Source organism: Spirosoma oryzicola (assembly GCF_021233055.1).
Taxonomy (GTDB): domain Bacteria; phylum Bacteroidota; class Bacteroidia; order Cytophagales; family Spirosomataceae; genus Spirosoma; species Spirosoma oryzicola.
This window is the reverse complement of record NZ_CP089540.1, coordinates 164,698-181,125: the sequence shown is the minus strand read 5'-3', so window position 1 is coordinate 181,125 and position 16,428 is coordinate 164,698. Positions and strand designations below refer to the sequence as shown.

The 16,428-nt window shown below is 46.0% G+C and carries 16 protein-coding genes; all 16 read left to right on the top strand.

The annotated features are described in order from the left end of the window. The first annotated feature begins 8 nt into the window (after nucleotides 1–8). Entirely contained in the window at nucleotides 9–821 is an 813-nt protein-coding gene (locus LQ777_RS26040; protein ID WP_341871384.1) for a glycosyltransferase family 2 protein, read from the top strand. A 146-nt stretch (nucleotides 822–967) separates the two neighbouring features. After that, on the top strand, nucleotides 968–1,939 hold the full coding sequence (locus LQ777_RS26035; protein ID WP_232563201.1) for a glycosyltransferase family 2 protein: 972 nt from the start codon (nucleotides 968–970) through the stop codon (nucleotides 1,937–1,939). 10 nt (nucleotides 1,940–1,949) lie between these two features. Beyond that, nucleotides 1,950–2,960 carry a glycosyltransferase gene (locus LQ777_RS26030; protein ID WP_232563200.1) on the top strand — a complete coding sequence of 337 codons (1,011 nt, stop codon included), beginning with the start codon at nucleotides 1,950–1,952 and terminating at the stop codon, nucleotides 2,958–2,960. A gap of 26 nt (nucleotides 2,961–2,986) precedes the next feature. Next, on the top strand, nucleotides 2,987–4,141 hold the full coding sequence (locus tag LQ777_RS26025; RefSeq protein ID WP_232563199.1) for a glycosyltransferase family 4 protein: 1,155 nt from the start codon (nucleotides 2,987–2,989) through the stop codon (nucleotides 4,139–4,141). A 36-nt stretch (nucleotides 4,142–4,177) separates the two neighbouring features. Continuing rightward, complete coding sequence (locus LQ777_RS26020; protein WP_232563198.1) at nucleotides 4,178–5,608, top strand: glycosyltransferase family 39 protein; 1,431 nt, start codon at nucleotides 4,178–4,180, stop codon at nucleotides 5,606–5,608. Nucleotides 5,609–5,610: 2 nt separating this feature from the next. Beyond that, on the top strand, nucleotides 5,611–6,546 hold the full coding sequence (locus LQ777_RS26015) for a glycosyltransferase (RefSeq protein ID WP_232563197.1): 936 nt from the start codon (nucleotides 5,611–5,613) through the stop codon (nucleotides 6,544–6,546). A gap of 113 nt (nucleotides 6,547–6,659) precedes the next feature. Then, a complete protein-coding gene (locus LQ777_RS26010; RefSeq protein ID WP_232563196.1) occupies nucleotides 6,660–7,403 on the top strand; it encodes a TauD/TfdA family dioxygenase in 744 nt (247 codons plus the stop codon). 51 nt (nucleotides 7,404–7,454) lie between these two features. Next, nucleotides 7,455–8,081: an imidazole glycerol phosphate synthase subunit HisH gene (gene hisH / locus LQ777_RS26005; protein ID WP_232563195.1), complete on the top strand. Its 627-nt coding sequence runs from the start codon at nucleotides 7,455–7,457 to the stop codon at nucleotides 8,079–8,081. Nucleotides 8,082–8,250: 169 nt separating this feature from the next. Further along, complete coding sequence (locus LQ777_RS25995) at nucleotides 8,251–8,958, top strand: AglZ/HisF2 family acetamidino modification protein (RefSeq protein WP_232563194.1); 708 nt, start codon at nucleotides 8,251–8,253, stop codon at nucleotides 8,956–8,958. Then, the gene (locus LQ777_RS25990) at nucleotides 8,955–10,112 is read left to right on the top strand and encodes an N-acetyl sugar amidotransferase (protein WP_232563193.1); all 1,158 of its coding nucleotides are present in this window, start codon (nucleotides 8,955–8,957) and stop codon (nucleotides 10,110–10,112) included. Before LQ777_RS25995 ends, LQ777_RS25990 begins: the two co-directional genes overlap by 4 nt. Then, the gene (locus tag LQ777_RS25985; RefSeq protein WP_232563192.1) at nucleotides 10,109–11,200 is read left to right on the top strand and encodes a hypothetical protein; all 1,092 of its coding nucleotides are present in this window, start codon (nucleotides 10,109–10,111) and stop codon (nucleotides 11,198–11,200) included. Before LQ777_RS25990 ends, LQ777_RS25985 begins: the two co-directional genes overlap by 4 nt. Nucleotides 11,201–11,234: 34 nt before the next feature. After that, nucleotides 11,235–12,251, top strand: a complete 1,017-nt coding sequence (locus tag LQ777_RS25980; RefSeq protein WP_232563191.1) for a lipid II:glycine glycyltransferase FemX — start codon at nucleotides 11,235–11,237, stop codon at nucleotides 12,249–12,251. Further along, nucleotides 12,248–13,429, top strand: a complete 1,182-nt coding sequence (locus tag LQ777_RS25975; protein ID WP_232563190.1) for a DegT/DnrJ/EryC1/StrS family aminotransferase — start codon at nucleotides 12,248–12,250, stop codon at nucleotides 13,427–13,429. The genes LQ777_RS25980 and LQ777_RS25975 overlap by 4 nt, the downstream gene beginning before the upstream one ends. Continuing rightward, nucleotides 13,410–14,489 (top strand): DUF354 domain-containing protein, encoded by a 1,080-nt coding sequence (locus LQ777_RS25970; RefSeq protein ID WP_232563189.1) that lies wholly within the window; start codon nucleotides 13,410–13,412, stop codon nucleotides 14,487–14,489. Before LQ777_RS25975 ends, LQ777_RS25970 begins: the two co-directional genes overlap by 20 nt. A gap of 22 nt (nucleotides 14,490–14,511) precedes the next feature. Then, nucleotides 14,512–15,264: a hypothetical protein gene (locus LQ777_RS25965; RefSeq protein WP_232563188.1), complete on the top strand. Its 753-nt coding sequence runs from the start codon at nucleotides 14,512–14,514 to the stop codon at nucleotides 15,262–15,264. 14 nt (nucleotides 15,265–15,278) lie between these two features. Then, on the top strand, nucleotides 15,279–16,421 hold the full coding sequence (gene wecB / locus LQ777_RS25960; RefSeq protein WP_341871383.1) for a non-hydrolyzing UDP-N-acetylglucosamine 2-epimerase: 1,143 nt from the start codon (nucleotides 15,279–15,281) through the stop codon (nucleotides 16,419–16,421). Nucleotides 16,422–16,428: the final 7 nt, after the last annotated feature.

The following is a 16,428-nucleotide window of genomic DNA, read 5'->3' as shown; positions in this document are numbered from 1 at the left end:
AAGTGTACATGTATATGCCTAGGCTATCCATCATTACTATAAACTATAACAATACGGTTGGTTTAGCAAAAACGATTGAAAGTGTGATCACGCAAACGTCAACAGATTATGAATATATTGTCATTGACGGAGGGTCAAGAGATGGTAGCCTCGACATAATAAAAAAGTACGAAAAGAGCTTAAGTTATTGGGTATCTGAGCCGGATCGCGGTATTTATCACGCTATGAATAAAGGGATAAGGCAGGCGACGGGCGATTATTGCCAGTTTTTGAACTCAGGCGATTATTTGCTTGCTTCTGAGGTAACTGAACGCATGCTGACGGATATGCCCAGCGATTGCAGCATTGTGTACGGTAATGAAATTAGAGACATTGGTAACAAACGGGTAGTTAAAAAAAGCTACGCCGGTCGGCCAATTACGTTTCTGGACCTGTACCGAGGCACAATTTTTCACGGCTCAGCTTACATCAAACGATCGCTCTTTGATAAGTATGGTCTATATGACGAGTCGTTTAAGATAGTCTCTGACTGGAAGTTCTACCTCGTTGCCGTTGGATTGCAAAATGAACAGGTAGCATACTGCAATATCGATTTAGTTTGGTTCGACAATACAGGCATTAGTACCTTAAACCAAGCGCTGGATCAATACGAAAGAGCTGCTGTGCTAAAGCAGGAATTACCTCAACGCATTCTGGCTGATTACGAGCGTTTTGCTACGGATAGTATTATTTTAGGCCGTCTAAAAGCCAATCGGTTCACCTGGTTTTTGGTTGTCAATCTGTACAGAGTCCTGTTCTGGACTGATAAACTGTTCGCGTAGAAAGCTTAGAAGCTAATAGCTGGTTGAAAAACAAAAATTGTCGACTAAAGTCAACGTCGTTGTTCAAAAGTTAGGCTTGTTTTGGCGGATGCACACTTAAGCTTGAAACACCTTGCAACAGTGAAAAAAAGCTAAATGCAGAGCCTATGTTCTCGGTTGTCATTCCACTTTACAATAAAGCCGACTACATTGAAAAGGCTGTGGTGTCTGTTTTACAACAGACTTACCCAACTTTTGAGCTTATTATCATCAACGATGGATCTACTGATGACAGTTGGCAACGAGTGGCTCGCTATAATGACGCTAGAATTCAGCTCATTGACCAACCAAACGCAGGTGTATCTGTGACTCGCAACCGGGGTGTTTTGGTCGCTAGCTTTGAGTACGTAGCTTTTCTGGATGCTGATGATTGGTGGGAGCCAACCTTTCTGGAGCAAATGGCACAGCTGATTCAGAAATACAACGAGGCTATTCTGTTTGGATGCAATTACTACTATGTCAAACACGGCAGATGCAAAGTTGAGCCGAAGGGCTTAACCGAAACATTCAGGGATGGCTATATAGACTATATCTCGGCGTATAGTTCGCAGTTTTGCGTATTGCTTAATTGTTCATTTGTGGTCGTTCAAAAGCAGGCTTTTCTAGACGTTGGTGGCTTCAAACCTAACCTCCGGTTTAGCGAAGATTTCGATCTGTGGATACGCCTGGCTTTAGTTGGGAAAGTGGCTTATCTGAACACGCCTTTGGCTTACTCCAATCAAGACGTTATTGCCCAAAGCCGCGCCATTGGGGGGTACAAGTTGTATCATCCGGATGCTCATTTTATTTTCAATGCCGATTACCTAAAAGCTGCCGAGCAGCAATCAGTAGCGATGAAACGGTTGCTCGACGGTCTGCGGGTTCGTACACTACTGCCGTATTATTTAGCCAATAAATATAAATCGGAAGTACAGGCGATTTTGGCGAAGGTCGACTTTCCTCAGCAACCTGTTTATTACCGGTGGGCCTATCAAACCCCAAGACTATTATTGCAACTCTATTTCAGGCTAATGAAAATAGGAGCTCGAAGCAAACAGAAACTTGTGCGATTGGGCCGTCGTATTCCTACAACCCTGTAAATTTCTTTTCATGCCGCGTGTTTATATCGATCCGAGAGCTAACATCGAGTACAGCGCCTTTTACATCAAAGGGTTGTACGATCTGTTTGGTCGAACGAATGTACGTTTTAACCAGCACTATTTTTCCGAACTGCCCGACGATTCAAATCTGAACTTTGTGGTTCAGCAGGACAATATCATTATCCGCTACACAATCGACTACAATGATGTTTCGGCCATCAGCCAGGTTGCTTACTGCTGGTGCGACTGTTACGGGAAGATAAATCTGCGGGCGGGTTTGTTCGAGGACGATCAGCAGAAAATAGTTAATATTCCACCAAGCTTTGGTATTCGAATATGGGGTCTTATTCCTACGCTGTGGTTATGCTTTGTCAATATGCTTCGGACCGGTCTTTATACGAAGCGGTTTGTATCAGGTTACGCTAAACAAATCAGGCATTTACCGATCACTGAGTACAGTCCAGGTGAAGTGAAACCGGACTACGCTTTTTCGTTCAATACGTTGTGGAATAGTGATGAGTGGATCAGGAACGACGAGACTGTAAACCAAAAACGCTACAATTTCTACAAGGTTATCACGCAGCAATCGGGGTTACACAATGAGGTTGGTTTTATCTACAGCACGAAGCGAAACTTGAATCCGCTATTTCAGTCTTTTGTAACGGACAAATGGTTGCCTAAAACAGAGTACTTAGCCAAAACAAAGCAGTCGGTGCTTGTTTTTAATACGCCTGCCTGGGATCTATGTCATGGCTGGAAACTCGCTGAATACCTGGCGCTAGGCAAAGCCATCATAACAACGCCATTGGTCAACGAATTGCCCTTTGAATTGATTAATGGTAAGCATGTTCATTTTGTTTTGGGCTCAGAAGGCGAAATTCGGCAGGCTGTAGAGCACGTGCTGTCCGACACAACCTACCGTGAATCGCTCGAACAGGGGGCTCGGCAGTATTACCTCGATTACGTTCAGCCAAGAGCTGTTCTACAGCGCCTGCTGACAAAACACTTGGTTGTCGTCTGAATAACCAAATCTCTCCGGTAATACACGTGTATAAAGTAATTCAGTATGGCGTCTATCCGCAAAGCTACGACCTGATTAAAGGGGGTATGGAAGCGTCGGTTTATGGGCTGACCAAGGCACTAACGCAACAGCCAAACGTACACGTAAAAGTAATTACCTATCCTGATCAACAATACCTGGTGTTTGAACGTGATCATTCGACGGCTAACCTTGAGGTGGTACGACTCCCTAACCGCTACGCTTATACGGTACTTTCGGTATTATCGGTTGGTACGTTGATTCGCGAAATCAGAAATTATGAACCGGATATGTGCCACCTGCACGGTACGACACTGCTGGTTTTTCTGATATCAATATATCTCCGATTGTCGGGGTGTAACTACGTGGTAACAGTGCATGGTATAGCCAATGTAGAATACCAGAAAGCCTATGAACGCAACCGGCGTAAAACCTTTTTAGTGAAGCAATGGCTTTACGGTTTTATTGAATGGCTACTTATCAACAATACAGCGAAGATAGTTGTCGACACCGATTACGTCAAAGAATGGGTACAACGACACCGGCTGCTGCCTTGTCGACAGTTGATGGTTGTTCCGCAAGGAATTGACGAACGCTATTACCAGCCGTCAACAGGCAAGCAGGAGCAACACCTTGTTTCTATTGGGTCCATCTCGGAACGCAAAGGATTTGAGTATACCATTCGTGCGTTTGGGCAGGTGCGGACATCCCTGCCCGGTCAGCATCTGTATATCATTGGCTTTCGAAACGATGAAGCGTACTATCAGAAGTTGATCCGCTTGATTGAAACATTGGCGCTACTGGATTGCGTACACGTTATTACCGATGCGAGCCAGGACCAGCTTTTGGCCTATCTGCAACAGGCTGCCCTTTTTATTTTGCATTCGCACGAAGAGTCGCAGGGTATTGTGTTTTGTGAAGCAATGGCACTCGGTAAGCCCATTGTAGCGACCAACGTAGGGGGTATTCCGTACGTAGTGAACCATGGTCTTAATGGGCTCCTAACGACTTATGGTGATGTTGATACCTTCGCTCGTAGTATTGTACAGATACTAATCGACAAACCACTTCACGATTACTTTAGTCAAAACAATTTGATTCAGGCGGAGCAGTACCGCTGGAGTCACATAGCAGCAACACTCACCAACTTGTACAAAAGCTGAAGGGTACAATTAACGCTCTACTTTTTGTTTATTTCCATGCGAGCTCCAGCAGCGTTACTTGGCTACATACCTCGATTTTTTACGCAAAAAAGCATTACGGCTTTTTTTACCGCTTTTCTGCTTTGTTCAGCTTTCTTTTTTAGTCGATTATTACCACCCTTGTGGATTTTGTTCGGGTTTGCGGAGGTTTACTGCTTTTTCTTTTTTCTTCATAAACTGACCCGGCGATGGAGCCATGTTTCGAACGCCGTTTTTGAAAAAAAACTCTTCCGGACTTCGCTTTGGATTCGGATTGTCTGGGTTGTTTTCAGTTACGTTTTCTATACCACTATGTTGGGCGAACCGTTTGAGTTCGAAGCCGGCGATGCAAAGGGGTATCACGGGGAAGCGCTCTGGTTACTCGGTCTTATTAAGGATAACAAATGGAGTCAATACGTGTCGTATATCGGTAAGAATTACTCGGATATGGGTTATCCGATGTATTTGGGCCTTGTCTATTACATAGTAGGCGAAAACCTGCTGATTCCCCGTCTACTAAAAGCAGTGATCGGCAGTTTTGGGGCGCTCATTACCTACAAACTCGCTCGGAATAACTTTGGTGAAGCGACCGGACGAATGGCTGGTATCATGACCATGCTTGTTCCCAATCTGATTTACTATACCGGCCTGCACCTGAAAGAAACGGAAATGGTTTTTGTGGTAGTAAGCTTTATTTATTTGGGTGATCGGGTTATTCGATCGCGCCAATTGAAACTTGCTGATTTTGCCTTGCTCAGCTTGCTCGCTATCGTCTTGTTTTTCTTCCGAACAGTACTGGCGGCTTGCCTGATCGCTTCAATGTTCATAGCGGCTTTGTTTACATCAAGTCGAATTTCGGGATTAGCCAAACGGATCGGATTAGTACTCATCCTATTAACCGGAATTATGCTCTTGGCAACCACACCGTTGGCGGATAATGTAAACGAATACCTGGCGAATAGTAGCAATAACGTTTCGAGCCAGATGCGTAATTTCTCTGCCCACAGAGCGAAAGGGGAAAACAACAAACTGGCCGTTTATGGCTCCACCAGTGTATTTCTGCCGCTGATGCTTATGGCCCCCTTTCCCACGTTAGTCAACATTGCTGAGCAACAGAGTGCCATGATGCTGGCCGGCGCTTACTTCACCCGAAATGTGTATGCTTTCTTTGTTTTCGTAGCGCTCATTACTTTGTTCAAGCAAAGAAAACTACGCGAACATGTACTGTTACTGGCGTTCATTGCTTCGTATATTCTCATACTAGCCTCAAGTGGTTTTGCGCTGTCGGAGCGGTTTCATCTGCCTCTGCTGCCTTTTCTGCTAATGTTTGCTGCCTATGGTATTTCACAGATGAACCAGAGAAACAAAAAATATTACCAGCCCTACTTAGTATTTATCGTTCTGCTGATTGTTGGTTGGAACTGGTTCAAAATAGCCGGACGGTCATAGCTATGCGTATTCTTGTTGTGTGCAGCGGCAACGCACTGAATTTCAATTTCGAGAAACATCAGGCGTTCATTTACGACCAGGTGGAAGCGCTGAAACAGGTGAACGATACGCTCCAGTTCGATTATTTTTTTATCAAAGGGAAAGGACTGACGGGCTACCTGTCGTGCCTGAACGCCCTGGAACAACAGCTTGATAGTCAAATGTATCACTGCATCCATGCTCACGTAGCGGTGGCGGGTTTATTAGCTAACCTTCAACGAAAGGTGCCGGTTGTGACCACATTTCATGGATCAGACATCGTCGTACCCGTGTTGCGTGGAGTGTCCTCATTAGTCGATTGGTTAAGCCACCGAACGATCTATATTACGCAGCCACTGGTTGAGAAGGCCATTTTTACGGATCATCGTAAACGAGTTGTCGTTCCGTGCGGGGTCGATTTCGAACTATTCAGGCCACGACCCAAGCAACAGAGCCGTCAGCATATGGGTCTTTTGCCGCATAAACGCTACGTGCTATTTTCGTCGAACTTTGCTACAGCAGTCAAAAATTATCCATTGGCGAAACAGGCAATTGGCTTGCTCCATGATGATAGCGTCGAGTTACTAGAGCTGAAAAATTATAGCCGACAGGAAGTAGCCATCCTAATGACGGCTGTCGATGCGGCTCTGATGACCTCATTTTGGGAAGGATCACCGCAGTTTGTAAAAGAAGCCTTGGCCTGTAACTGTCCCGTTGTATCAACCGATGTGGGAGATGTCCGTACTGTTATTCAGTCAATTCAAGGCTGTTATATCACTACCTACGATCCTGTCGATGTGGCCGATAAACTGCGGCTAGTGCTGAACAATCCGCAGCCTATTAAGGCACGAGAACATATACCGCAGTTCGATAGCCGACTCATCGCGCAACAAATCAATGCTGTTTACCAGCAACTGTAATTGCTCACTCAGGTCGCTTCAGAAGGTCTTGATTAATGAAACAGGTAACAATACACCGAATATCTCGTACAGAACAGCCTACAATTCATTCACTTTATAGATAACTATTTATAATGGACTCCTTCTTTCTCAAGCATCTTATCGACGTTGATAAGGCGAACGAAGAAAGCATTCTTGATGCTTTAGACAAGCATGGTATTATAACGTTCAATGGCATTTTTGAGATAGATTGTTTTCTGGATCTTTGTAGTAAAATAGGTCCTCTTTTTAATCATCCCGACGCCGACGTAAACGGTCTGACCCAGATTACGCATAAAGTAGATGGCATCGATAGACCTGGCGTACCCGGTCTCACCGACAAAAATCTGGTGCCTCATACAGATCGGGCAACGGTAGCTGATCCTCCGTTTTATACGTCTCTGCTTTGTATAAAAACCGCTGCGCATGGTGGCGATACGATTCTGGCGGATGGTAAAGAGATATATGATGTAATGAAAAACCGTTTTCCTTCAGAATTAAGTTTGCTGGAACAGCCGGACGGAGCGATTTTTGGTAGGGGCAGTCACCAATATAGCTCGGCTATCTTTAATAGCCAGGGTTCTGCCAGTAAGTACATACGGTTCCGCTATGACGACATAGCCTATTTTTCAGCAGAAATAATTCAGGCGTTGAGCGTGTTCTTAACACTAGTTTATCAGTGCCAACATGTTTTCAAGTTAGATAATGGTCAAGGATATATTGTGCAAAACGGTAGATGGCTGCACGGAAGACATTCGTTTGAAGGCGATCGACTAATGAACAGAGCGTTAATTGATTCCAAATTTGGTACAATGAATTTTGGATTTAGCGTGTCTTAGTCGCTAAAACAAATACGCTCTTTCCCTTTATAACATTCATAAAGCGTAGCAATGAGTCCGTCCGATCTGATTGTGATTGTTGATTACGGCATGGGTAACTTGCGGTCGGTACAGAAAACGTTTGATCGGCTCAAGGCTAATGTCCGCATTTCGTCGGACCCTAACGTACTGGCTCGAGCTGATAAACTCGTACTACCCGGCGTGGGTCATTTTGCCAATGGCGTTCGCAAATTAAAAGAGTTGGGGCTATGGAATGCGTTGAATCACAAAGTGATTATCGAGCGCACGCCTATTCTGGGTATTTGTCTTGGCATGCAGCTGATGGCTCGCTGGAGCGAAGAAGGTGACGTTGAGGGGCTCGGGTGGTTTGATGCTGACGTTAGGCGATTTGCTGTTAGTAACTGCCTGACCTACAAAGTGCCGCATATGGGTTGGAACACAGCCGAGACGGCGAAAACATCGGGTCTGTTCGCGAATATGTCGCCGGAAGCCATGTTTTATTTTGTCCATTCGTACCACGTGGTTTGTCGGCAACCGCAGGATGCACTGGCGCTAACCACCTATGATTACGCGTTTGCATCGGCCATCCAGAAAGAGAACATCTACGGTACACAATTCCATCCAGAAAAAAGTCACGACTGGGGCGAACAACTAATCGCAAATTTTCTGAATGTTTAGGCCCCGTGTTATACCGCTGTTGTTGCTGCGAAATAAAGGTTTGGTCAAGTCGATGAAGTTTCGCGATTATACTTACGTCGGTGACCCAATCAATGCCGTAATTTTCTGAATGTTTAGGCCCCGTGTTATACCGCTGTTGTTGCTGCGAAATAAAGGTTTGGTCAAGTCGATGAAGTTTCGCGATTATACTTACGTCGGTGACCCAATCAATGCCGTTAAGATTTTTAACGACCTGCGCGCCGATGAGTTAGTGTTGGTCGATATTCTGGCGACGAAAGAAAATCGCGTCATCGATCTGGATTTTGTGCGGCAAGTGGGTGATGAAGCGAATATGCCGTTTGCGGTGGGCGGAGGTATTCAGACCATTCAACAAATCAAAGAGTTGATTAACGCTGGCGCCGAAAAAGTAGTGCTGAACACATACGCATTACAAAACCCCGCTTTCGTGAAAGCCGCTGCCGATGAGTTTGGCAGTTCGACTATCGTGGTGGCTATCGACGTAAAGAAAAATTTCTGGCGAAAAGCGCAGGTATACACAGCAGGTGGCAGCCGGGCAACTGGTCATGATCCGGTAGCGTGGGCACAGCAGATGGAAGCCAATGGCGCGGGTGAATTGCTGGTAACATCCATTGAGCATGACGGTATGATGCAGGGATATGACCTGACCCTGACGCGTACCATAGCTGCTGCCGTGAGCATTCCGGTTGTAGCCGCTGGCGGGGCCGGGCAATTAGCTGATTTTAAATTGGCTGTCGAGGAAGCCCATGCGTCAGCCGTAGCGGCTGGGTCATTGTTTGTCTATCATGGTCCTCGCAAAGCTGTTCTGGTGAATTACCCGAAAAACGACGAATTAGTAAATCTTTTCAATCTGGCATGAAAATCTGTACCAAAGGCGTTTGGGATGAAACAATTCCGGGTATCACGTTTGATGAGAACGGCGTATCAAACTTTTGCAAATTGCAGGAAACCATGATGGATACCTATCCACGTGGTGAAAAGGGTTTGGCTACGTGGAATGCGTTCGTTACGGCAATCAAAAAGGCTGGACATAACCAACGCTACAATTGTGTGGTAGGCGTGAGTGGGGGCGTAGATAGTTCATATCTTCTGCACACTGCTATTCAGTACGGCTTGCGCCCTCTGGCCGTTAATCTCGATAACGGATTTAGCAGCGAAATCGCGGTTCAGAATATCTATAAAGTGACGTCGGCGCTGGGTATCGACCTCGAAACCTACGTGATCGACTACGCAGAAATTCAGGATCTTCTACGGTCATATATGAAAGCCGGTATTCCCTGGATTGATGCGCCTACTGATCTGGCTATTAAAGCCTGCATGTATAAAGTAGCGCAGGCTGAAGGTATTCAATATATTTTGCGGGGAAACGATTTTCGGTCCGAAGGCAAACAACCCAAAGAGTGGACTTACGCTGACGACCGGCAGTTACGTTATATTCACAAGCGGTATGGGTCAGGCGTGCCACTAAAAACGTACCCGATGCTGACACTACCCCGTATGGCTTATTCGGGACTGATCAAAGGTGTTAAAGATGTTCGCCCATACTACTATCTGGATTACAAAAAGCAGGATGCCCGGCAGTTGATGATGGAACTGTACGATTGGAAAGACTACGGAGGCCATCATCACGAAAACCTGTTTACAAAATTCGCCATGGCTTATTGGCTGCCGCGTAAGTTTGGCATCGACAAACGAAAGATTAACTTGTCGGCACAGGTGCTCAGCAACGCTATCACACGTGACGAGGCACTAGCGCAGTTGAATAAGCCGTTTGCACCGGATCATGAACTGGAAGCAACCCGCGCCTACGTGCAGAAAAAACTGTCGCTAACCGATGACGCTTTCGGAAAGATCTGGTCAGCAGTGGCTAGAAATACGTTCGATTATCCGTCGAATTACAGTCTGATTGTCAAGCTTGCCAGTGGCTTAAGACCACTTGTTCGCCGATTGTATGCGTTCACACCGATGACTGTAATGGCTAATGAAGCACTGGGTTCATCCCGTCAATCATGAAATTTCTTTTCTACTTTGGCCATCCGGCTCAGTACCTCGCCATGCGCGAAACCATCCGCAGTTTACTGGCCAAGAATGAAAATCAGGTGACCGTGCTAATTAGAAGTAAGGATGTACTGGAGACACTCATTCAGAAAGACGGTATTCCCCACCGCAACATTCTGCCTGTCGAGCGTGGCCACTCCAGGCTAGCGATGCTGATTAGTTTGTTGAAGCGCATGGCCATCATGCTGCCCGTGCTGATCAGAAGTAAACCTGACTTACTGATTGGAACTGATGCCGCCATCGCTCAGCTTGGCCGACTGCTTCGCATCAACCGGATTACTATTGTTGAAGACGATTATGGAGTTATCAAAAAATTAGCCGATCTGACTTATCCGTTTACCCAAACAATTCTGTGCCCGGAAATCTGCGAGGTAGGCAACTGGGGGGCAAAGAAATTTGGTTACCGAGGCTATATGAAACTGGGCTATTTGCACCCAACTGTATTCAGTCCCGACGCTTCTGTCCTGGCCACGTACTCGCTTACAAAAAAATACGTACTTATCCGACTTTCCCGCTTGGCGGCCCACCATGATATTGGTATGCGGGGAATTGATCAACGGTTGCTTGATGAAATCATTCACGAAATTATGAATCGCTATGGCTACCAAGTCTGGATCAGTGCAGAAGGCAAGCTTGCGGAAATGTATAAAGCCTATCAATTGCCGATCCATCCATCTGATATGCACCATGTCCTGGCCTACGCAACGTTGCTGATATCAGACAGTCAGAGTATGAGCGTCGAAGCGGCAATGTTAGGCATACCGTCAATACGGTACAGCGGTTTTACAAGCAAAATATCTATATTAAGCGAACTGGAACATCGGTACGGATTAACGTTTGGGATTACAACCGGACAACCTGATCGGTTGTTGTCTAAACTCTATGATTTACTGACAACCAATAATTTAGGGGAAATCTTTCAGGAAAAGCGGCAGAAGATGCTTGCCGATCAGATTAACGTCAGTGCATTCCTGACATCGTTTTTTCAGAATTATCCGGCTAGTAAGCAGGGTAAGTACGAAGCATCATCAACGCCTGAATAACAAAGCGCGACGAACCGCTTTCGTCCACTACCGCATGTATCAGTATAGTCTGCTACGCAAGTTAACCCCAACAGACGAACAGGCTATAACTCAGTTTTTACTGACCTGTCCCGGCTTTCATTATTTTCAGTCTCCGGTTTTTTTCAATGTATGCCGGTCCTCAGAACGGTCTGAACCTTTTTACGTGATTGCCAGACAGGAAAACGAAATCGTGGGTGTTTTGCTTGCGTATAGACAATTGCAGCTTGGTCTGCCGGTTGTTCGTTTTCTGAGCAGCCGTAATCTAATCATTGGTGGTCCAGTGGTTGCTCATAACAACGCAGTGATTACGCAGGGGTTGCTGGATGCTTACCGGACGTACGGATTAAAGAGCCTGTATACCCAGGTGCGTAATTTTCAGGATACTAATTCCGTGCAGTCTGTGTTTGAAGAGGCTGGGTTTCGCTATGATGATCACTTGAACATTTTAGTTGATCTGACGTACCCGCAAGATGAGCTTTGGAAACAGGTGCATACCAAACGGCGCAACGAAATCCGACGGGCCGAAAAAGAAGGTTGTACGGTTGTACTGAATAAAAATCCGGAAGCGCTGACCGAATGCTACGCAATACTCACCGAAGTGTACCAACGGGCAAAACTGCCATTGCCCAATTACAGCCATTTTGACGCTATCTGGCAGCATTCAACCGATCAGATAGGACTTCGCCTTTTCACGGCGATGTGGGAAGGGCAGATCATCGGGTGCGTCCTCTGTCTGGCTTGTGGCGACACGCTATACGATTATTATGCCGGAGCCTACAGCCGCTATTACAGCAAGTATCCGAATGATCTATTACCCTGGGCAGTATTCATGTGGGGAAAAGAAAACGGTTTTTCCTGGTTCGACTTCGGGGGAGCTGGCAAACCCGATGTGCCCTATGGTGTGCGGGACTACAAAAAGAAATTTGGCGGCAGCTTCATCAATCATGGTCGGTATGAGAAAAACCATTACCCTGCTTTGCTCGCAGTGGCGAACAAATTATTTACGCTTTGGAGAGCAGTAAAACGATGATCCCACGGTTTAATTATTCGTATTCAGTGGGTGATTTCTGGAATGCACTTCAATCGCTAATCGACAAGCAGCCTACAAATTATGAAACCATAAACGCGTTATTTCCGCAAGCGACGCTTCATTTCGTTAGTCAGGCACGTGTGGGTATTTTCCTAGCGCTCAAAGCGTTTGATCTTGTACCGGGAGCCCGTGTAGGTGTGCAGCCATATACCTGCTCATCGGTGTTGTCGGCCATTGTTGCAGCTGGGTATAAACCCTTGTTTATCGATATTGACGAACATCTGACTATTGATACGAACGACCTACAATGTAAACAAGTACAGTTGGATGCACTGATCGTAACGCATACGTTTGGGAAACCCGCTAATATCCATCAGATCAGACAAATTGTAGGAAACCTGCCTGTCATTGAAGATTGTGCTCACGCGTTCTTAAGTTACTACGATGGTACGCTTGTCGGAAATTTTTTCGATTGCGCCGTTTTCTCGTTTGGTGATGGCAAGTTTCCGTCGTTCGGAAGTGGAGCATTACTGGTCGTAAATAATCACGTCTACGGCAGACGTATTGCGGAGATGGTGAGCGAACTAGCTGAGCCCGGTCTGCTGAGCGAATTGGCTTTAATTGGCAAACGAATCCTAAAAGCTGCGGTCCATTCCCGAATGGGTGGTATTCTTCAGAAATGGTTAGTGAGCGAAACGATTGTCAGTAAGCGAAACAGTGCTGTTTCAGCCTTTCCTGATCGTTTCAAAAAAGCTCACCGTAGCGTAGCATCTGGGTTGCCAACTTACATCAGTCGGATTGTCGAACGTGCGGCAACGCAGCGCGAAAACGCCCGGCTCCTGATCGATCACAACCGATCAAGTTTTACCGTACTAAACAAATCAGCGCAGGAAAATGCATATGTTGTAGTCCTGCTGTGTAAAAACCGCAACGACCTATATAATTACTTGCGGGAAAAGGGCATTGGTGGTGCCAAACACTTTCAGCACGCCAAAATCTGGACTCGGGAATTTGGCTATCAATCTGGTCAATGCCCGCAGTTTGAACAACTTGTTGACAACCTATTGACCATACCGTGTCACTATGGCTTAACGCAGCGCGATTTAGAAATCATTAACCAAAGCCTGCACCATTTTACGCGGCATCCACTACCCACCCATGAAGAAAGTTTTAGTTGACATCAATCATCCAGCTCATGTACACCTGTTTAAGCATCTTATAAAAGAGCTTAAAAGTAGGGGATACAAAGTCATTGTCACGTCAAAAAACGTTGAATCAATTACAAAGCTGCTGGATCTGTACCATATTCCCTACATCAGCACGGGCCGCAAGAAAGATCACCTGTTGTGGAAATACGTCTATGAGTTTTTTCACCTGCTGAAAGTGCTTGGCATTGTGCTTGGCCGACGAATCGATTACGGTATCGGTATATCGATGGTATTGCCTGTCGTATCGAAGCTAACCGTCATGAAGTCGTTTGCGCTCGACGACGACGATCTGGTAGCTACGCCTATCTTTGGTAAGTTCACGTCATACGCCAATGTCATCCTCACTCCCAGCGCGCTGGCTCACGAAGACCGAGGAAAACAACGCATCTCTCATCCGAGCTATCACGAACTGGCGTACCTACATCCCAATCGATTCAGACCTGATCCTGACGTTTTGACCGAACTAGGGTTAACGCCTGGTGACGCCTACTTTGTGTTACGATTTAATGCGTTCAAAGCCCACCACGACGGAGGGGCGAAAGGCTTGACTCTTGACCAGAAAATTGAATTGGTTGACTTTCTGAAACGATTCGGTCGGGTTTTTATCACCACAGAACGAACCACTGAGCCGGAGCTGGCCCTGTATCAATTGCCCATTTCACCCGAGAAAATACACACCCTTCTTTACTACGCAACGCTTTTTGTTGGCGATAGCCAGACCATGACTACGGAAGCGGCTTTGCTGGGTACACCGGCTATAAAACTCAATACGTTTGCCGGGCAACTGTCGATTCCAAACGAGATCGAGCAAAAATACCAACTCTGCTATTCCTTCCAGCCTGACAATTTTCCGGCTATGATGCGTACGGTCAAAGAATTGGCTTTGAATAGCGACAGTAAGGCGGTGTGGCAGGATCGTAAAGAAAGTATGCTGGCCGATAAAGTTGACTTAACCTCTTTTTTAACAGCACTGATCTTAAACTATCCACAAAGTGTAGCCGAAGCCAAAGCGGAAGTTGCTTATCGGTGAGCAAATCAGCATACCTACAGCGATGGACTTTACAATCCGCATGTACACCGAACTGCTTCAGGCCATGCAGGCTGCTGGCTATAGCTTTTCAACACTCGAAGCCTTTTTACGCAATCCTACACCCAATACGTTCATTCTTCGGCATGATGTAGACGCCATGCCCCAAAACTCATTGGCGTTCGCCCAGATTCAGCACAGCCAGAACATTCGGGGTGTGTATTATTTTCGGGCAACTTCCGGCAGCTGGAATGACCGAATTATTCGGCAGATTGCTGATATGGGACACGAGGTAGGTTACCACTATGAGTGCCTGACTACCTGTAAGGGCAACAAAGAATTAGCTATTCTGGATTTCGAGAAAAATTTGACAGCCTTACGCAGACTGGCCCCAGTGTCCACTATATGCATGCATGGAAGTCCGATGTCGAAGTATGATTCCAAAGATCTTTGGAAAACCTATTCATACAGCGACTTCGATATAGTGGGCGAACCGTATCTGGACGTTGATTTCTCGAAGGTTGCCTATCTGACCGATACGGGTAGACGATGGGACGGTCACAAGGTAAGCGTTCGGGACAAAGTAAATGCGGGTTTTAATCATCCGTTCAGAAGCACCGCCGATCTGATTGCTGGACTAAAAAACAAACAGCTCTCAAGTCAGGTCATGTTTACGTTTCATCCGCAGCGCTGGAATAACAATCCCATTTATTGGTTGCAGGAACTGGTTTTTCAAAAGACCAAAAATGTAGTCAAGCAATACTTCTACGTAAAATAACCTATCCTCGCGTTTTGGGAATCAAATTAATAACAATTATTGGAGCCAGGCCGCAGATTATTAAGGCATCAGCTCTCAGCCGCGCTATTCGGACGCGTTTTGCCCATCAGATTACTGAAGTTCTGGTTCATACCGGTCAGCATTACGACGAAAATATGTCGGGCGTTTTCTTCGACGAACTTGCTATCCCACAGCCAACCTACAACCTGGGTGTTGGTTCAGGCAATCATGGCGAGCAAACTGGCCGAATGATCAAGGGTATTGAAGAAATTGTAGTTACTGAGCGTCCCGATTTTATCGTGTTATACGGCGATACAAATTCGACATTAGCTGGTGCCATTGCAGCCTCTAAGGTGCACGTTCCCATTGTACACATCGAAGCAGGACTCCGGTCGTACAACAAAACCATGCCCGAAGAGATTAATCGCGTCCTAACCGATCATGTATCTACCTACCTCTTTTCGCCAACGCAAACCGGTGTAAATAATCTGATCCGGGAAGGATTTCGGACGGATAATCAGCCGCCTTACACCATCGATAATCCTGGGGTGTTTAATGTGGGCGACATCATGTACGACAACACACTTTATTTTGCTGACCTGGCTAAACAGAAAACGTATATACTGGAACGTTTGGGCGTTCAGCCGGAAACGTATGTGCTCGTAACGATCCATCGAAATGCCAATACCGACGATGCTAGTCGATTAAATTCAATTTTTGAAGCCCTGCTGATACTAGTTGAGAAGTATCGTATCAATCTGGTTATGCCGTTGCATCCGCGCACGCTGAAACAGATGAGTGCTCTCCTATCATCCGAACTACATCAGTCGATAATTAATCACCCAGCTATACAACTGTGTCCACCGGTATCGTACCTGGAAATGATCGTACTCGAACAGCATGCCAAACTAATTATTACCGATTCGGGGGGTGTTCAGAAGGAAGCCTACTTCTTCAAAAAACCGTGTATCATTTTACGCGCAGAAACAGAGTGGGTTGAAATAGTGGATCAGGGGGCCGCGGTGCTTTGTGACGCTGATCCAACTCAGATTATAGAGGCTTTTCAATCCTTTGAAGGGCCTACTAGCATCACTTTCAACCCAATTTATGGGGAGGGCGATGCGGCTGCGCAGCTTTTAAATCTATTAATTCTATAGGCTCTAC

What these genes read in the sequence shown, in the direction of transcription:
- LQ777_RS26040 (WP_341871384.1), top strand. Translation starts at nt 9, where the DNA reads ATGTATATGCCTAGGCTATCCATCATTACTATAAACTATAACAATACG.
- LQ777_RS26035 (WP_232563201.1), top strand. Translation starts at nt 968, where the DNA reads ATGTTCTCGGTTGTCATTCCACTTTACAATAAAGCCGACTACATTGAA.
- LQ777_RS26030 (WP_232563200.1), top strand. Translation starts at nt 1,950, where the DNA reads ATGCCGCGTGTTTATATCGATCCGAGAGCTAACATCGAGTACAGCGCC.
- LQ777_RS26020 (WP_232563198.1), top strand. Translation starts at nt 4,178, where the DNA reads ATGCGAGCTCCAGCAGCGTTACTTGGCTACATACCTCGATTTTTTACG.
- LQ777_RS26015 (WP_232563197.1), top strand. Translation starts at nt 5,611, where the DNA reads ATGCGTATTCTTGTTGTGTGCAGCGGCAACGCACTGAATTTCAATTTC.
- LQ777_RS26010 (WP_232563196.1), top strand. Translation starts at nt 6,660, where the DNA reads ATGGACTCCTTCTTTCTCAAGCATCTTATCGACGTTGATAAGGCGAAC.
- hisH (WP_232563195.1), top strand. Translation starts at nt 7,455, where the DNA reads ATGAGTCCGTCCGATCTGATTGTGATTGTTGATTACGGCATGGGTAAC.
- LQ777_RS25995 (WP_232563194.1), top strand. Translation starts at nt 8,251, where the DNA reads ATGAAGTTTCGCGATTATACTTACGTCGGTGACCCAATCAATGCCGTT.
- LQ777_RS25990 (WP_232563193.1), top strand. Translation starts at nt 8,955, where the DNA reads ATGAAAATCTGTACCAAAGGCGTTTGGGATGAAACAATTCCGGGTATC.
- LQ777_RS25985 (WP_232563192.1), top strand. Translation starts at nt 10,109, where the DNA reads ATGAAATTTCTTTTCTACTTTGGCCATCCGGCTCAGTACCTCGCCATG.
- LQ777_RS25980 (WP_232563191.1), top strand. Translation starts at nt 11,235, where the DNA reads ATGTATCAGTATAGTCTGCTACGCAAGTTAACCCCAACAGACGAACAG.
- LQ777_RS25975 (WP_232563190.1), top strand. Translation starts at nt 12,248, where the DNA reads ATGATCCCACGGTTTAATTATTCGTATTCAGTGGGTGATTTCTGGAAT.
- LQ777_RS25970 (WP_232563189.1), top strand. Translation starts at nt 13,410, where the DNA reads ATGAAGAAAGTTTTAGTTGACATCAATCATCCAGCTCATGTACACCTG.
- LQ777_RS25965 (WP_232563188.1), top strand. Translation starts at nt 14,512, where the DNA reads ATGGACTTTACAATCCGCATGTACACCGAACTGCTTCAGGCCATGCAG.